This is a genomic window from Wujia sp. (assembly GCF_056872695.1).
This window is the reverse complement of sequence record NZ_DBMFCD010000004.1, coordinates 128,035-144,295: the sequence shown is the minus strand read 5'-3', so window position 1 is coordinate 144,295 and position 16,261 is coordinate 128,035. Positions and strand designations below refer to the sequence as shown.

Annotated in this window: 9 protein-coding genes and 1 other annotated feature; all 9 genes read left to right on the top strand. The window is 44.3% G+C overall.

Going from position 1 to position 16,261, the window contains the following annotated elements; translation table 11 throughout:
• Nucleotides 1-74: 74 nt before the first annotated feature.
• Nucleotides 75-2,654 carry an ATP-dependent chaperone ClpB gene (gene clpB / locus ACZQK9_RS05750; protein ID WP_483269936.1) on the top strand — a complete coding sequence of 860 codons (2,580 nt, stop codon included), beginning with the start codon at nt 75-77 and terminating at the stop codon, nt 2,652-2,654.
• Nucleotides 2,655-3,307: 653 nt separating this feature from the next.
• On the top strand, nt 3,308-4,618 hold the full coding sequence (locus ACZQK9_RS05745; protein WP_178018391.1) for an alpha-amylase family glycosyl hydrolase: 1,311 nt from the start codon (nt 3,308-3,310) through the stop codon (nt 4,616-4,618).
• Nucleotides 4,619-4,750: 132 nt separating this feature from the next.
• Nucleotides 4,751-5,704, top strand: a complete 954-nt coding sequence (locus ACZQK9_RS05740) for an N-acetylmuramoyl-L-alanine amidase (RefSeq protein WP_483269935.1) — start codon at nt 4,751-4,753, stop codon at nt 5,702-5,704.
• Nucleotides 5,705-5,875: 171 nt separating this feature from the next.
• Nucleotides 5,876-6,006 (top strand) — a sequence feature (ribosomal protein L10 leader region).
• Between the two features lie 34 nt (nt 6,007-6,040).
• Entirely contained in the window at nt 6,041-6,529 is a 489-nt protein-coding gene (rplJ, locus tag ACZQK9_RS05735; protein WP_178018389.1) for a 50S ribosomal protein L10, read from the top strand.
• 62 nt (nt 6,530-6,591) lie between these two features.
• Nucleotides 6,592-6,960 (top strand): 50S ribosomal protein L7/L12, encoded by a 369-nt coding sequence (gene rplL / locus ACZQK9_RS05730; RefSeq protein ID WP_177982249.1) that lies wholly within the window; start codon nt 6,592-6,594, stop codon nt 6,958-6,960.
• 228 nt (nt 6,961-7,188) lie between these two features.
• Entirely contained in the window at nt 7,189-11,013 is a 3,825-nt protein-coding gene (rpoB, locus tag ACZQK9_RS05725) for a DNA-directed RNA polymerase subunit beta (protein ID WP_178018388.1), read from the top strand.
• A 19-nt stretch (nt 11,014-11,032) separates the two neighbouring features.
• Nucleotides 11,033-14,911, top strand: coding sequence for a DNA-directed RNA polymerase subunit beta' (gene rpoC / locus ACZQK9_RS05720; protein ID WP_483269934.1), 3,879 nt, complete (start codon nt 11,033-11,035; stop codon nt 14,909-14,911).
• Nucleotides 14,912-15,124: 213 nt separating this feature from the next.
• Nucleotides 15,125-15,544: a 30S ribosomal protein S12 gene (gene rpsL / locus ACZQK9_RS05715; RefSeq protein WP_021985293.1), complete on the top strand. Its 420-nt coding sequence runs from the start codon at nt 15,125-15,127 to the stop codon at nt 15,542-15,544.
• Between the two features lie 231 nt (nt 15,545-15,775).
• Nucleotides 15,776-16,246 (top strand): 30S ribosomal protein S7, encoded by a 471-nt coding sequence (gene rpsG, locus ACZQK9_RS05710; RefSeq protein WP_021985292.1) that lies wholly within the window; start codon nt 15,776-15,778, stop codon nt 16,244-16,246.
• Nucleotides 16,247-16,261 lie beyond the last annotated feature (15 nt).

Sequence of the window (16,261 nt, the reverse complement as noted above, 5' to 3'; positions counted from 1 at the left end):
ACTAATTTGCTATATGTGTTATACTTCAAATAGAACAGAAAAAGAGATACAGATCCGGAAGGGAGTTGAGAAGTATGGATGCTGAAAAGTTTACAAAGAAATCATTGGAAGTAATAGAGAGTTGTGAGAAGCTTGCATATGAGTATAACAATCAGGAACTGACACAGGCGCATCTGATGTATGCACTCGTAACGATAGAGGATAGCCTTGTTGCGAAGCTGCTTACGAATATGGGAATCAATATGGATGCGTTTACCGGCGAATGTGAGAAGCTGGTTGCAAACCGTCCGAAGGTATCGGGCGGACAGCTGTTTACAGGTCCGGAATTTTCCAAGGCATTGATTCAGGCAGAAAAAGAAGCAAAACAGATGGGTGATGACTACATTTCTGTCGAGCACATTTTCTTGGGCCTGCTTGAGAAGGCAGATAAGGATATCAAGCGAGTGATAAATGCGTATGGTATCACAAGAGGTAAATTCCTTGAAGTGCTGGCAAATATCCGTGGTAACCGGAAGGTGGAGAGTGACAATCCGGAAGACACTTACGATGCACTGAACAAATACGGATACAATCTGGTACAACGTGCCAGAGAGCAGAAGCTCGATCCGGTAATCGGACGTGACAACGAGATCCGGAATATTATCCGAATCCTGTCCCGTAAGACGAAGAACAACCCGGTCTTAATCGGTGAGCCCGGTGTAGGTAAGACTGCCGCTATCGAAGGACTGGCACAGCGTATCGTACGTGGTGATGTCCCGGATTCGCTCAAAGATAAAGATATTTTCGCTTTGGATATGGGCGCGCTGTTAGCAGGTGCCAAGTATCGTGGTGAGTTTGAGGAACGTTTGAAAGCTGTTCTTGATGAAGTGAAGAATTCCGAAGGTCATTTGATCTTGTTTATCGATGAGATTCATACAATCGTCGGAGCCGGTAAGACCGAGGGCTCTATGGATGCGGGTAATATGTTGAAGCCTATGCTTGCACGAGGCGAACTGCATTGTATCGGCGCGACAACACTGGATGAATACCGGAAATACATCGAGAAGGATGCGGCATTGGAGCGTCGTTTCCAGCCGGTTATGGTGAACGAACCGACTGTGGAAGATACAATTTCCATCCTGCGTGGTATCAAGAACCGGTATGAAGTGTTCCACGGTGTCAAGATCAGTGATGGCGCATTGGTTAGTGCCGCAACACTTTCGAACCGTTATATCACCGATCGTTTCCTGCCGGATAAGGCAATTGACCTGGTTGATGAAGCGTGTGCGATGATTAAGACGGAGCTTGATTCCATGCCTGCTGAATTGGATGAGATATCCAGAAAGATCATGCAGAGGGAGATTGAGGAAGCCGCTCTTAAAAATGAAACCGATCATCTGAGTCAGGATCGTCTGCAGGTACTTCGGAAAGAACTGGAGGATCTGCGTGAACAATCCAAGCAGATGAAGGCAACGTGGGAGCACGAGAAGCAGGATGTTGAACGTGTACGGAAGCTTCGGGAAGAGTTAGAAGATGTGAATAACCAGATTCAGGTCGCACAGCGGGAATACAATCTGGAGAAGGCAGCAGAGCTGCAATATGGTAAACTGCCGCAGATCAAGCAGGAGTTGGAGCATCTGGAGGCACAGGTCAGTGAGAAGGACAGAAGTCTGGTACATGAGTGTGTCACAGAGGAAGAGATTGCGAAGATTGTTGCAAAATGGACAGGAATTCCGGTTGCAAAGCTGACCGAGAGTGAGCGTAACAAGACCTTGCATCTGGGGGATGAACTGCATAAGCGTGTCGTCGGACAGGATGAAGCAGTCCGTCTGGTCAGTGATTCCATCATCCGTTCTAAGGCAGGCATCAAGGATCCGACAAAACCGATTGGATCGTTCCTGTTCCTTGGACCGACCGGTGTAGGTAAGACAGAACTTGCGAAGTCACTTGCTGCTGCGCTGTTTGATAATGAAGCAAACATGGTGCGTATCGATATGAGTGAATACATGGAGAAGCACAGTGTGGCACGTCTGATTGGAGCGCCTCCGGGATATGTCGGATACGATGAAGGTGGACAGCTTACAGAAGCAGTCAGACGGAAGCCGTATTCCGTTGTCCTCTTTGATGAGGTAGAAAAGGCACACCCGGATGTATTCAATGTACTGCTGCAGGTACTTGATGATGGACGTATCACAGACTCGAAGGGTAAGACGGTCGATTTCAAGAATACGATCCTGATCATGACATCAAACATTGGCTCTGAGTATCTGCTTGAAGGTATCGATGAGAATGGCGAGATCAAACCGGAGGCGTCGGCACAGGTTATGGCAGGCTTGAAGAATCATTTCCGCCCGGAGTTTTTGAACCGTCTGGATGAGATTATCATGTTCAAGCCACTTGACAAGGCGTCTATCAGTGGTATTGTCAATCTGCTGCTTACAGATCTTAATAAGCGGATTGCAGATAAGGAACTGACACTGAAACTCACCGATGCAGCGATGGATCATGTTATCGAAGCCGGTTACGATCCGCATTATGGGGCGCGGCCACTCAAGCGTTATCTGCAGAAGAATGTGGAGACACTGGTTGCGAAGAGCATCTTGTCAAATGAGCTTCGTGCGGGCGATACGATCACACTTGATTATGATGGCAATGCGTTGTATATCAAGAAGTAAGCGTAATGTGTGCGGGATAGTAACTTGAGATATTGAATGCATATAGCATAAGCCAGTTGCTAGGCAGAAAGTAAAACGATGCCGGAGAGACATATATAATATAATGATACCGTCAGTATGGGAGCAATCCCGTATTGGCGGTGTTTTTGTCTAATTACGTGGGAAAGGTATTGTATGCAACAATTCTGTCTGAGTATCAGATTGCGCGCATAGCTGCTCAGTGTCGATATTGGAGTATAATTATTGTATTTGACATATTGCTCCTAAAAGGTTGTTCAGACTAAAAAAAAATGGTAAAATAAATAAGGCAAAACGTGCAGGATATACATGCGTAAGTATATAGAATGTAGATGAATCACATATAATTTCAAGATGGTCTGTAAGCATATAGATATGTTTGAATCTTAGAAGTTCTTAATGCTTGAAGGAGTATTTAGAAATGATTGAACACGATGTTCAATCAAGTCGCCACTGAGCCATGGATGGCGAATTGGCGACGGTTTCGTGCGGTGTTAATATGTGAATCAGAGCATTTAGAACTTCTTAGGTTCAATACATTTATATGCGACAGACTATGTGAAATTATATGTGATTTGGAGAGACGCATATACTTACGCATGTATATCACGGCATGTATGAAAGGAGACAAAACTATGTGGGCAAACGAAAGTGTATTTTATCAGATTTATCCGCTTGGCTTTTGTGGCGCACCATTTGAAAACGATGGGAAACTTGTGTCACGAATCAAGAAGGTAGAGGACTGGATTCCTCACATTCAAAAGCTTGGCGCCAACGCAATATATTTCTCGCCGGTGTTCGAGAGTGATACACACGGCTACAATACGAGGGATTATACGAAGATTGACTGCCGTCTTGGCACGAATGAAGATTTCAAGGAGGTTGTCGACAAGCTGCATGCAGCAGGAATCAAGGTTGTCTTAGATGGAGTATTCAATCATGTGGGACGAGGCTTCTGGGCATTTCAGGATGTGCTTAAAAACCGCTGGGATTCCCCATACAAGGATTGGTTCCATATCAGCTTTGACGGCAATTCCAATTATAACGACGGACTCTGGTATGAGGGATGGGAAGGAAACTTCGACCTTGTCAAATTAAACCTTCGCAACGAAGAAGTAATCCAGCACATTTTATCCTGTGTGAAGGGATGGATCGATGAGTTCGATATCGACGGACTCCGGCTGGACGTGGCATATTGCCTAGATCATGATTTCATTCGCAGACTGCGCACACACTGTGACGGCTTGAAACAGGATTTCTTCTTGTTAGGAGAATTGCTGCACGGTGATTACAATGTATTCGTAAACGATGGCATGCTGCATAGCGCGACAAACTATATGTGCTATAAGGGACTTTATTCAAGCTTCAACTGCATGAACATGTTTGAGATCATTCATAGTCTGCTGCAGCAGTTTGGACCGGAAGAATGGACTCGCTATAAAGGAAAACATTTCCTGTCTTTCGTGGATAATCACGATGTGACAAGAGTGGCAAGCATCCTGAATAACAAGAATCATCTGCCGCTTATTTATGCACTTGCATTCGGCATGCCGGGTATCCCTTGTGTATACTATGGAAGCGAGTGGGGGGCAGAAGGCAGAAAAGAAGAGGGAGATCCGTCTTTGCGTCTCAGCTATGAGAAGCCGGAATGGAACGAACTGACAGACTGGATCAGTAAGCTGGCAGAGGCAAAGAAGCATAGCGAGGCATTGAATTACGGTGGTTTCCGTTCGGTTGTACTCACGAATCATCAGTGCATCTTCGAAAGAAAATCCGAGCATGAACGCGTGCTTGTGGCAATCAATGCAAGTGACCAGCCATATACGGCGCATTTTGATGCCGGATGTGGAATGGCACAGGATCTGATTACCGGACAGCCGCATGATTTCGGAGGCGGCTCTGAACTTCCTCCATATTCTGCAGCATTCTGGAAGATGGAGCATTAATGACTGTGGAATTATATAAACACCATAGATAAGAAATATCTGCACATCCGGCAAGGGCGCAGGCTGATTTCTTCAACAAATAAAAAGTCTCGCATAAACTATACAGAAGGTGTATGTTTGCGAGGCTTTTTTATGGCAGTAAAAATCGTGATTGACGCCGGACATGGTGGATATGATGCCGGCGCTACGTATAATGGAAGAAGAGAGAAGGATGATACGCTGGCACTGGCACTTGCGGTCGGTGAGATATTGGAGGCACAGGGATACGATGTCATCTATACGAGAACGGATGATGTCTATGACTCCCCGGTGCAGAAGGCACGGATCGGAAATGAGAGTGGGGCGGATTTCTTTGTATCTATTCACCGGAATTCTTCTCCGTCACCGAACCAGTATAATGGTGTACAGACGTTAATCTATAATAATGCCGGACTGAAGGCAGTAATGGCGGAAAATGTGAACAAAGAACTCGAACAGGTCGGTTACCGGAACATTAACGTGGTGGAACGACCAGATCTCGCGGTGCTCCGTCGTACGAAGATGCCGGCGATTTTGGTGGAAGCCGGATTTATCAACAGCGATGAGGACAATAATCTCTTTGATACAAAGTTTTCGGAGACAGCGGAGGCAATCGCACGCGGTATCGACGAGACAATCCGGGATGCGGGCTATGCAGTGTCGCAGACTGGAAATCGGGAAGGTGCGGTAAAGACTGCCATACAGAACGAAAAACGGGGAACTGCAACGAGTGCCAGTGCAGATGAAAACCGGAAAAATAAAGTATATACCGGTACACAGGTGGTAAATGAGTATTACGGGATTTCGAGAACGGTTCCTGCATTTGCGGAAGAGGAACCGCAGACATCGATGGGTTACCAGATTCTGGTTGGAATCTACCGGACATTCGGTACTGCATCATATCAGGCAAACCGGTTTATCAATGCAGGATATGATGCGATGGTGTATGAGGATGATGGATTGTATCAGGTGCGCGTCGGGGATTATGAAACAATCGAAGATGCAATCATCGCACAGCGGGAACTGCGCGACCGCGGATACGATACGCTGATTGTGCATAAGGCATAAGCTTAGAAAAACAGCACTTAAAAGAAATGCTGCAATGTATATAAATAAAATATTGGCAAATAAATCTTGGTACGATATCAGTTTTGGCATATATAAAAATATTGAAAACTGTTCAAAATTGTCGATAAAACTGAAAAATAGGTATTGACAACCATAGGTTTACATGATAAAGTATCAAACGATGAACTGCCGTAGACAGTAGGTGCCGAAAGGCATAAGCAGGTAAACGCCTACCGAGGAAGAATCGTGATGAACGAATTTTAACTCTCATACTGCAGTATGGGAGTTTTTCTTTTAAGTGCAGTTTCCGTTAATATTATAAGGAGGTGCAAGACTTTGGCTAAGATCGAGTTAAAACAGCCTGTCGTTGAGGAAATCAAAGAGAATATTAAGGACGCAAAGTCAGTAGTATTGGTTGATTACCGTGGACTTACAGTTGAGCAGGATACACAGCTTCGTAAGTCAATGAGAGAGGCAGATGTCATTTACAAGGTATACAAGAATACCATGGTAAAGATTGCTATCGCTGGTACAGAGTTCGAGTCATTAAAGGACGAGCTCGAAGGACCTACAGCCGTTGTAATCTCTAAGACAGATGCAACAGCTCCTGCAAGATTGGCAGCTAATTTTGCTAAGGCAAACCCAGCACTTGAGCTTAAGAGCGGTGTTGTTGAGGGTACTCACTACGACACAGACGGCATTAAGACAATCGCTACAATTCCTTCCAGAGACGAACTTATCTCTAAGTTCCTTGGAAGCATCCAGTCACCAATTACAAACTTTGCTCGTGTTATTAAGCAGATCGCTGAGAGCAAGGAAGCTTAATTGGAATCATTGAGATTGGAAATTACAAAACAAATTTAAATTTATAATGGAGGATTATTATTATGACAACTCAGGAAATTATTGAAGTTATCAAAGGTTTATCAGTATTAGAGTTAAATGACCTTGTAAAGGCATGTGAGGAAGAGTTCGGCGTATCTGCAGCAGCAGGCGTTGTAGTTGCAGCAGCAGGCGGAGACGGTGCTGGCGCAGCTGAGGAGAAGGATTCCTTCGATGTAGAGCTTACAGAAGTAGGTCCTAACAAGGTTAAGGTTATCAAGGTTGTTCGTGACTGTACAGGTCTTGGACTTAAGGAAGCTAAGGATGTTGTTGATGGCGCTCCTAAGGTTCTTAAGGAAGGTGCTTCTAAGGAAGAGGCTAACGAGATCAAGGAGAAGCTTGAGGCTGAAGGCGCTAAGGTTACTCTTAAGTAATTTTGATTTAAACAAAAAATGTCCGGTTTGGCAGATGCCAAGCCGGATTTTTTATCTAAGAAATGATACAAAAAATCTTTTTTATTTTTCTACAATTTTTTTCTAAAAGTGTGTTGACACAAATTTCCAACTATGTTAACATAGTAAAATGTCATTACTATGGATATGTGTGCTATAAATTCGGATAGTAAAGAAAAAACCAAATAAATTCAAGGGGTGAATGCGTCGATGAAAAAGTACAGAATGCGTCCTGTGAAATCGGGAAGAGGTATGCGAATGAGTTTTTCAACTGAGAAGAGAGTTTTGGACATGCCAAACCTCATCGAAGTACAGAAAAATTCATATCAGTGGTTCCTTGACGAAGGCTTGAGAGAAGTGTTTAAGGATATTTCTCCAATTGTCGATTACACAGGCAATTTGAGTTTGGAACTGGTTGATTATCAGTTGTGTAAGGAAGACATCAAGTATTCTATCGAAGAATGCAAGGAACGTGATGCAACTTATGCAGCTCCAATCAAGGTCAATGTGCATCTTCGTAACGAAGAGACAGGTGAAATTGCACAGCATGATATCTTCATGGGTGATCTTCCACTTATGACAGAGACAGGTACATTCGTGATCAATGGTGCAGAGCGAGTTATCGTCAGCCAGTTGGTTCGTTCTCCTGGTATCTACTATGCAATCGATCACGATAAATTTGGTAAGACCTTGTACTCATCTACTGTAATTCCAAACCGTGGAGCATGGCTGGAGTATGAGACGGATTCCAATGATGTATTTTACGTACATGTTGATAGAAATAGAAAGGTACCAATCACAGTTCTGATTCGTGCACTTGGATTTGGAACCAATCAGGAGATCATTGATCTGTTTGGTGAGGAGCCAAAGATTATGGCGAGCTTGGAGAAGGATGTTTCAAACAGTTTTGAGACAGGTGTCATCGAGCTTTATAAGCGACTTCGCCCAGGTGAACCGGAGGAAGTGGAAAATGCGACAAATCTCTTTATGGGTATGTTCTTCGATGCAAGAAGATATGATCTGGCAAAGGTTGGTCGTTATAAGTATAATAAGAAGCTTGCATTAAAGAATCGTATCGCAGGACATGTTCTGGCAGAGGATGTCGTTGATCCAAGTACTGGTGAAGTTTTGTTTGCAGCAGGCACCACTCTTACAAGAGAGGATGCAACTGCGATTCAGAACGCAGCAGTTCCTTTTGTGTACATTCAGACAGAGGAGAAGAATGTAAAGGTTCTGTCAAACATGATGGTAGATCTTTCTGAATATGTAGGTTTTGATCCGAAGGAAGTTGGCATACATGAAGCGGTTTATTATCCGGTATTAGAGAAGCTCTTACAGGAGTACGATGATGAGGACGAGTTAAAGGCTGCCATCGAAGCATCTGTAAGTGAGCTTGTACCAAAGCATATAACAAAGGAAGATATTATTGCTTCTATTAACTATAACATTCATCTGGAGTATGGTATCGGTAACGACGATGATATCGACCACTTAGGTAACCGTCGTATCCGTGCAGTTGGTGAATTGCTCCAGAATCAGTATAGAATCGGACTTTCCCGTTTGGAGAGAGTGGTTCGTGAGAGAATGACAACACAGGATAAGGATACTGTTACCCCGCAGTCTCTGATCAATATCAAGCCTGTTACAGCAGCAGTCAAGGAGTTCTTCGGAAGCTCCCAGTTGTCACAGTTCATGGATCAGAACAATCCGCTTTCCGAGCTGACACATAAGAGACGTCTGTCGGCCCTTGGACCTGGTGGCTTGTCAAGAGATCGTGCCGGATTCGAGGTTCGAGATGTACACTATACACATTATGGTAGAATGTGTCCAATCGAGACGCCTGAAGGTCCGAACATCGGTTTGATCAACTCTCTTGCTACGTATGCAAGAATCAATGAGTATGGTTTCGTTGAAGCACCATACAGAAAACTAGATAAATCAGATCCTGCCAATCCGGTTGTTACAGATGAAGTTGTATATCTGACAGCGGATGAAGAGGATAATTATATTGTTGCACAGGCAAACGAGCCATTGGATGAGGATGGACACTTCAAGAAGAACAACGTATCCGGTCGTTTCAGAGAAGAAACATCTGAGTTCCCGAAGGCGAATGTAGACTTGATGGACGTATCACCTAAGATGGTATTCTCAGTTGCGACATCCATGATTCCGTTCCTGGAGAACGATGATGCAAACCGTGCCCTCATGGGATCCAACATGCAGCGTCAGGCAGTGCCACTTCTTCGAACAGAAGCTCCGGTTGTTGGAACGGGTATGGAAGGTAAAGCAGCTGTTGACTCTGGCGTATGTATCGTTGCAAAGCATGATGGTGTTGTTGAAATGTCATCTAGTGAAAAAATCATTGTCAAGTGTGATGATGGTACATTGGATGAATACCATGTAATCAAGTTTGCACGAAGCAACCAGGGAAACTGTATGAATCAGCGCCCGATTGTAAAGAAGGGCGACCGCGTAACAAAGGGAATGGTAATCGCAGATGGTGCATCTACATCAAATGGTGAGATTGCGCTTGGTAAGAACCCATTGATCGGCTTCATGACATGGGAAGGTTACAACTACGAGGATGCTGTTCTTCTGAGTGAAAGACTGGTAAAGGAAGATGTTTATACATCTGTTCATATTGAAGAGTACGAGACAGAGGCAAGAGATACAAAGCTCGGACCGGAAGAGATCACAAAGGAAGTTTCCGGAAATGGTGACAATGCCCTGAAGGATCTCGACGAGAATGGTGTTATCCGTATCGGTGCTGAGGTTCGTGCCGGTGATATCCTGGTTGGTAAGGTAACTCCAAAGGGAGAGACTGAGGCAACTGCTGAAGAGAGACTGCTTCGTGCAATCTTCGGTGAGAAAGCAAAAGAGACAAGAGATACATCACTGAAGGTACCACATGGTGCTTACGGTGTTGTTATGGATACAAAGATCTTTACGAGAGAAAATGGTGATGAATTGCCACCAGGAGTTAACAAGTCTGTTCGTGTATATATTGCACAGAAGAGAAAAATCTCCGTTGGTGATAAGATGGCTGGTCGTCATGGTAATAAGGGTGTTATCTCGCGTATCCTTCCAGTTGAGGATATGCCATTCCTGCCAAACGGACGTCCGCTTGATATTGTGTTGAACCCATTGGGCGTACCTTCCCGTATGAACATCGGACAGGTGCTTGAGATTCACCTGAGCCTTGCTGCAAAGGTACTTGGCTTCAACGTATCTACGCCAGTCTTCGATGGCGCAAATGAGCATGATATCATGGATGCTCTGGAGATGGCAAATGATTATGCAAACTCCGATTGGGAGACATTCTATGAGAAGTATAAGGATGATACAGAGAAAGAGGTTATGGATTATCTGTATGAGCATCGAGACCACCGTGAAGAGTGGAAGGGTGTTCCAATCAACCGTACAGGTAAGGTAAAGGTACGTGATGGTAGAACCGGAGAAGAATTTGATTCACCGGTTACAATCGGATTCATGCATTATCTGAAACTGCATCACCTGGTTGATGATAAGATCCATGCACGTTCGACAGGTCCTTACGGAATGGTTACACAGCAGCCACTTGGTGGTAAGGCGCAGTTTGGTGGACAGCGTTTTGGTGAGATGGAGGTTTGGGCTCTTGAGGCTTACGGTGCATCTCATACATTGCAGGAGATCCTGACTGTGAAGTCTGATGATGTAACAGGACGTCTGAAGACTTATGAAGCAATCATCAAGGGAGATAATATCCCGGCTCCTGGTATTCCAGAATCCTTCAAGGTATTGCTTAAGGAATTCCAGTCACTTGGTCTGGATGTTGGAGTTCTCGATGAGAACGGAGAAGAAGTAGAACTTGGTGAGTCTATGGATACCGGAAATGAGAACGTGAAGAAGTTCATGGGCGAAGATCCGGATGACTTCAATGAGGATCTTGGAGAGAACGGATACAGCGGAATTAACGAAGATAACGAATTAGAGTCTTTGAATGATGATTATCTGGACGATGATTTCGACGGTAATTTCGATGATGATGAATTTTAAGGAAGGAGATTTGTAAGAGATGTTAGCGATGAATAACGAGAAAAATCAAGAGCAGCCTATAAATTTTGATGCCATCAAAATTGGACTTGCATCTCCTGAAAAGATAAGAGAATGGTCTCATGGTGAAGTAACAAAGCCGGAGACAATCAATTATAGAACTTTGAAGCCGGAAAAAGACGGACTTTTCTGCGAGAGAATTTTTGGACCGAGCAAGGACTGGGAGTGTCATTGTGGTAAGTACAAGAAGATCCGCTTTAAGGGCGTTGTCTGTGACCGTTGTGGTGTAGAGGTTACAAAGGCTTCCGTACGTCGTGAGCGTATGGGACATATCGAACTTGCTGCACCAGTGTCACACATCTGGTACTTCAAGGGTATTCCAAGCCGTATCGGTTTGATGCTTGACATTTCTCCAAAGCTTTTGGAGAAGGTACTTTACTTTGCGTCTTACATTGTAATTGATCCGGGAGAGACGAATCTGGAATATAGACAGGTACTTTCTGAAGCAGAATACAGAAAGGCAGAAGAGGACTTCGGCGGAAAGTTCCGTGTTGGAATGGGTGCTGAGGCGATCAAGGAACTTTTGCAGGCCGTCGATCTGGACAAGGAGTCTGAGACATTGACAGAGGAATTGCAGACAGCAACCGGACAGAAGCGTGCGCGTGTAATCAAGCGTCTGGAGGTTGTAGAAGCATTCCGTAACTCACACAATAAACCTGAGTGGATGATTCTGGATGCAATTCCGGTTATCCCACCGGATATCCGTCCAATGGTACAGTTGGATGGTGGAAGATTCGCAACTTCTGATCTGAATGATCTGTATCGTCGAATCATCAACCGTAACAACCGTCTGAAGAGACTGCTGGATCTGAAGGCACCTGACATCATCGTTCGTAATGAGAAGCGTATGCTTCAGGAAGCTGTTGATGCATTGATTGATAATGGTAGAAGAGGACGTGCGGTAACTGGTCCTGGTAACCGTGCATTGAAGTCTCTTTCTGATATGTTAAAGGGTAAGCAGGGACGTTTCCGCCAGAACCTTCTTGGTAAGCGAGTTGACTATTCAGGACGTTCTGTTATCGTTGTAGGACCGGAACTGAAGATTTATCAGTGTGGTCTTCCTAAGGAAATGGCAATCGAACTGTTTAAGCCTTTCGTAATGAAAGAACTGACAGCACGTGGAATTTGCACAAACGTAAAGGCAGCAAAGAAGAAAGTTGAGTCTTTGGAGTCGGAAGTATGGGATGTTTTGGAAGATGTAATCAAAGAGCATCCGGTTATGCTGAACCGTGCCCCGACGCTTCACAGACTTGGTATTCAGGCATTTGAGCCGATTCTGGTAGAAGGTAAGGCAATCAAGCTTCATCCATTGGTATGTACTGCGTTCAACGCTGACTTCGATGGAGACCAGATGGCTGTGCACCTTCCACTTTCTGTAGAGGCACAGTCCGAGTGTAGATTCCTGCTTCTGTCACCGAACAACTTGCTGAAGCCTTCCGATGGTGGTCCGGTAGCTGTTCCTTCACAGGATATGGTACTTGGTATCTACTATCTGACTATGGAGCGTTATGCAAGTATTTCTGACGAGGAAGCTGCAAATGTAGAAATCAAGAAAGAATATCTTGCAGATGATGAGAAGGGCAATCTGGAGCAGTTGCATACAGATTGTTACGCAGGCGAGTTAGATGCAGATGATTATATCAGAGTTCGTGTCGTTGCAAAGAAGACAAAGGCAGAGACATTCTACAAGAATATTGTAGGAACAGTCAGAAACTTCATGAAGCCGAAGTTCAGCAGCGAGAACCTTGCAATGCTCGCATATGAGAACAAAGAGATTACATTACATCAGAAGATCGAAGTTGTTCGTACGGTTACAACTCCGGATGGCGAGGAGCATACAGGATTTGTAGAGTGTACACTGGGCCGTTTGATCTTCAATGAGATCATTCCGCAGGATTTAGGCTTTGTAGATCGCAGCAAGCCGGAAAATGTTCTGGAGCCAGAAATCAACTTCCATGTTGATAAGAAGCAGTTGAAGAAGATCCTTGACAAGTGTATCAATACACACGGTGTTACAAAGACCGCAGAGGTATTGGACGATATCAAGGCAATGGGTTATAAGTACTCAACAAGAGGTGCGATTTCAGTATCTATTTCCGATATGACAGTGCCTGCATCCAAGAAGGATATTCTGGAGCATGCACAGGAAATCGTAGATAAAGAGAATATGCTGTTCGGTCGTGGATATCTGACCGACGAAGAACGTTATCATGCCGTTGTCAAGACATGGCAGGATGCCGATGACAAGCTTACAAAGGCTCTGTTGGATGGACTTGACAAGTATAACAACATCTACATGATGGCAGATTCCGGTGCCCGTGGTAGTGATAAGCAGATCAAGCAGCTGGCTGGTATGCGTGGATTGATGGCAGATACATCAGGACGTACTATCGAGCTCCCAATCAAGTCAAACTTCCGTGAAGGTCTTGACGTATTGGAGTACTTTATCTCTGCACATGGTGCTCGTAAGGGACTTTCTGATACAGCCCTTCGTACAGCCGATTCCGGATACCTGACACGTCGTCTGGTTGATGTATCACAGGATCTTATCATCCGTGATGTAGATTGTAGTGTGGATCGTGATGAGAAGCCAGGCATGTATGTTGAAGTATTTATGGAAGGTGACCGTGTAGTCGAGAGCCTGAAGGATCGTATCACAGGTCGTTATGCGGCTGAAAGCATTTTCGATAAAGATGGTAACATGCTTGTGAAGGCTAACCATATGATCACTCCAAAGCGTGCAGAGAACGTTTTGAAGAATGGTGTAGATAAGGATGGTGTTCCATTCACACTTGAGGGTGAGGCAGAACCAAGAAGAGATGCGAAGATCAAGATTCGTACGATTCTCACCTGTCGTTCACACCTTGGCGTATGTTCCAAGTGTTATGGTTCAAACATGGCAACCGGACAGGCTGTTCAGGTTGGTGAGGCAGTCGGAATCATCGCTGCGCAGTCAATCGGTGAGCCTGGTACACAGCTTACAATGAGAACATTCCATACAGGTGGTGTGGCCGGTGGAGATATTACACAGGGTCTTCCTAGAGTTGAGGAGTTGTTCGAGGCAAGAAAGCCAAAGGGACTTGCAATCATCACAGAACTTGGTGGTGTGGTTGAGATCCGTGAGACAAAGAGAAAACGTGAAGTAGTTATTACAAATCAGGAGACAGGCGAAGCAAAGGCTTACCTCATTCCTTACGGCTCACGTTTGAAGGTACAGGATGGACAGGTACTTGAAGCTGGTGATGAGCTGACAGAGGGTTCTGTAAATCCACATGATATCTTGAAGATCAAGGGCGTACGTGCTGTACAGGATTACATGATCCAGGAAGTACAGAAGGTATACCGTCTGCAGGGTGTTGAGATCAACGATAAGCATATCGAGGTTATCGTGCGTCAGATGTTAAAGAAGATCCGTATTGAGGAAAGTGGAGACAGTGAGTATCTGCCGGGAATCAATGTAGATGCACTTGAATTCGCAGAGCTGAACGAGAAGCTGGAGGCAGAAGGCAAGGAGCCGGCAAAGGGAACACAGATTATGCTTGGTATCACCAAGGCATCCCTTGCTACAAATTCTTTCTTATCAGCTGCATCCTTCCAGGAGACAACAAAGGTATTGACCGATGCTGCTATCAAGGGTAAGGTTGATCCGTTGATTGGTCTGAAGGAGAACGTTCTGATTGGTAAGCTGATTCCTGCTGGTACAGGTATGAAGCGTTATCGTTCTGTAAAGCTTGATACAGGTGATGGAAACATCGATATGTCTGAGGTAACAGGCGAAGATACAGATGGTTTTGAAGATGCAGATATTACAGTAGAAGAAACTGTGAATATCGAAGAGTAATAAAAATACACACATGGTTGTTATCAGCCATGTGTGTTTTCTTATGAAATACTTTATTTTCTAAAAAATGAAATTTTTTCTTATATTTTGCGGGTTTTCCTGTTGACATCCGACGATTTCGATAATATAATAGTCAAGCATGCGTTTAAGGCATGTAATTTGTGTGCATACTTGTGTATGCATGGTGTAAAATATTTGAATGGAGGTGAAAACATGCCAACTTTTAACCAGTTAGTTAGAAAGGGAAGACAGACTGTAGAGAAGAAGTCTACTGCACCAGCGCTCTTAAGAAGTTACAACTCACTTAAGAAAAAGCCTACTGATACAGCTTCACCACAGAAGAGAGGTGTTTGTACAGCAGTTAAGACAGCTACTCCTAAGAAGCCTAACTCAGCTCTTAGAAAGATCGCCAGAGTTCGTTTGTCAAACGGAATCGAGGTTACATCTTACATCCCGGGTGAAGGTCACAACCTTCAGGAGCACAGCGTTGTTCTGATCCGTGGTGGTAGAGTAAAGGACTTACCTGGTACAAGATACCATATTATCAGAGGTACTCTTGATACAGCAGGTGTTGCTAAGAGACGTCAGGCACGTTCTAAGTACGGTGCTAAGAGACCGAAGGATGCAAAATAAGTCGGTAGATTAGTATTGTAACAGTTCGTATTTCAAGAACTAAAAAGTGCGAAAGTGGGTTATGTTTTCCATTATTTATAGAAGGAAAGATAGCAATTTCCGCACGAACACATTTCCACAATACTCAAGTACAGCAGGTAACGGTTTGCTGTATCTCTATTGAGGGGAATGTGAGTACCGTTGAATTAATTCGGATTGAATGATCCAAAAATAATTAAGGAGGGAAGAACCGTGCCACGTAAAGGACATATTGCAAAAAGAGACGTATTAGCGGATCCAATTTATAACAATAAGATCGTTACAAAGCTTATCAACAACATCATGCTTGATGGTAAGAAGGGTGTTGCTCAGAAGATCGTTTACGGTGCTTTTGATCGTATCGCAAACGAGACTGGTAAGGAGGCTTTAGAGGTTTTTGATGCTGCTATGAATAATATCATGCCATCACTCGAGGTTAAGGCCAGACGTATCGGTGGTGCAACATACCAGGTTCCAATCGAAGTAAGACCTGACAGAAGACAGGCTTTAGCACTTCGTTGGCTGACAACTTACTCACGTGCAAGAAGTGAGAAGACTATGGAAGAAAGACTTGCAAAAGAGCTTATGGATGCAGCAAACAATACAGGCGCATCTGTTAAGAGAAAAGAAGACATGCACAAGATGGCAGAGGCAAACAAGGCATTTGCTCATTACAGATTCTAGTTTTCGGGTGCATAT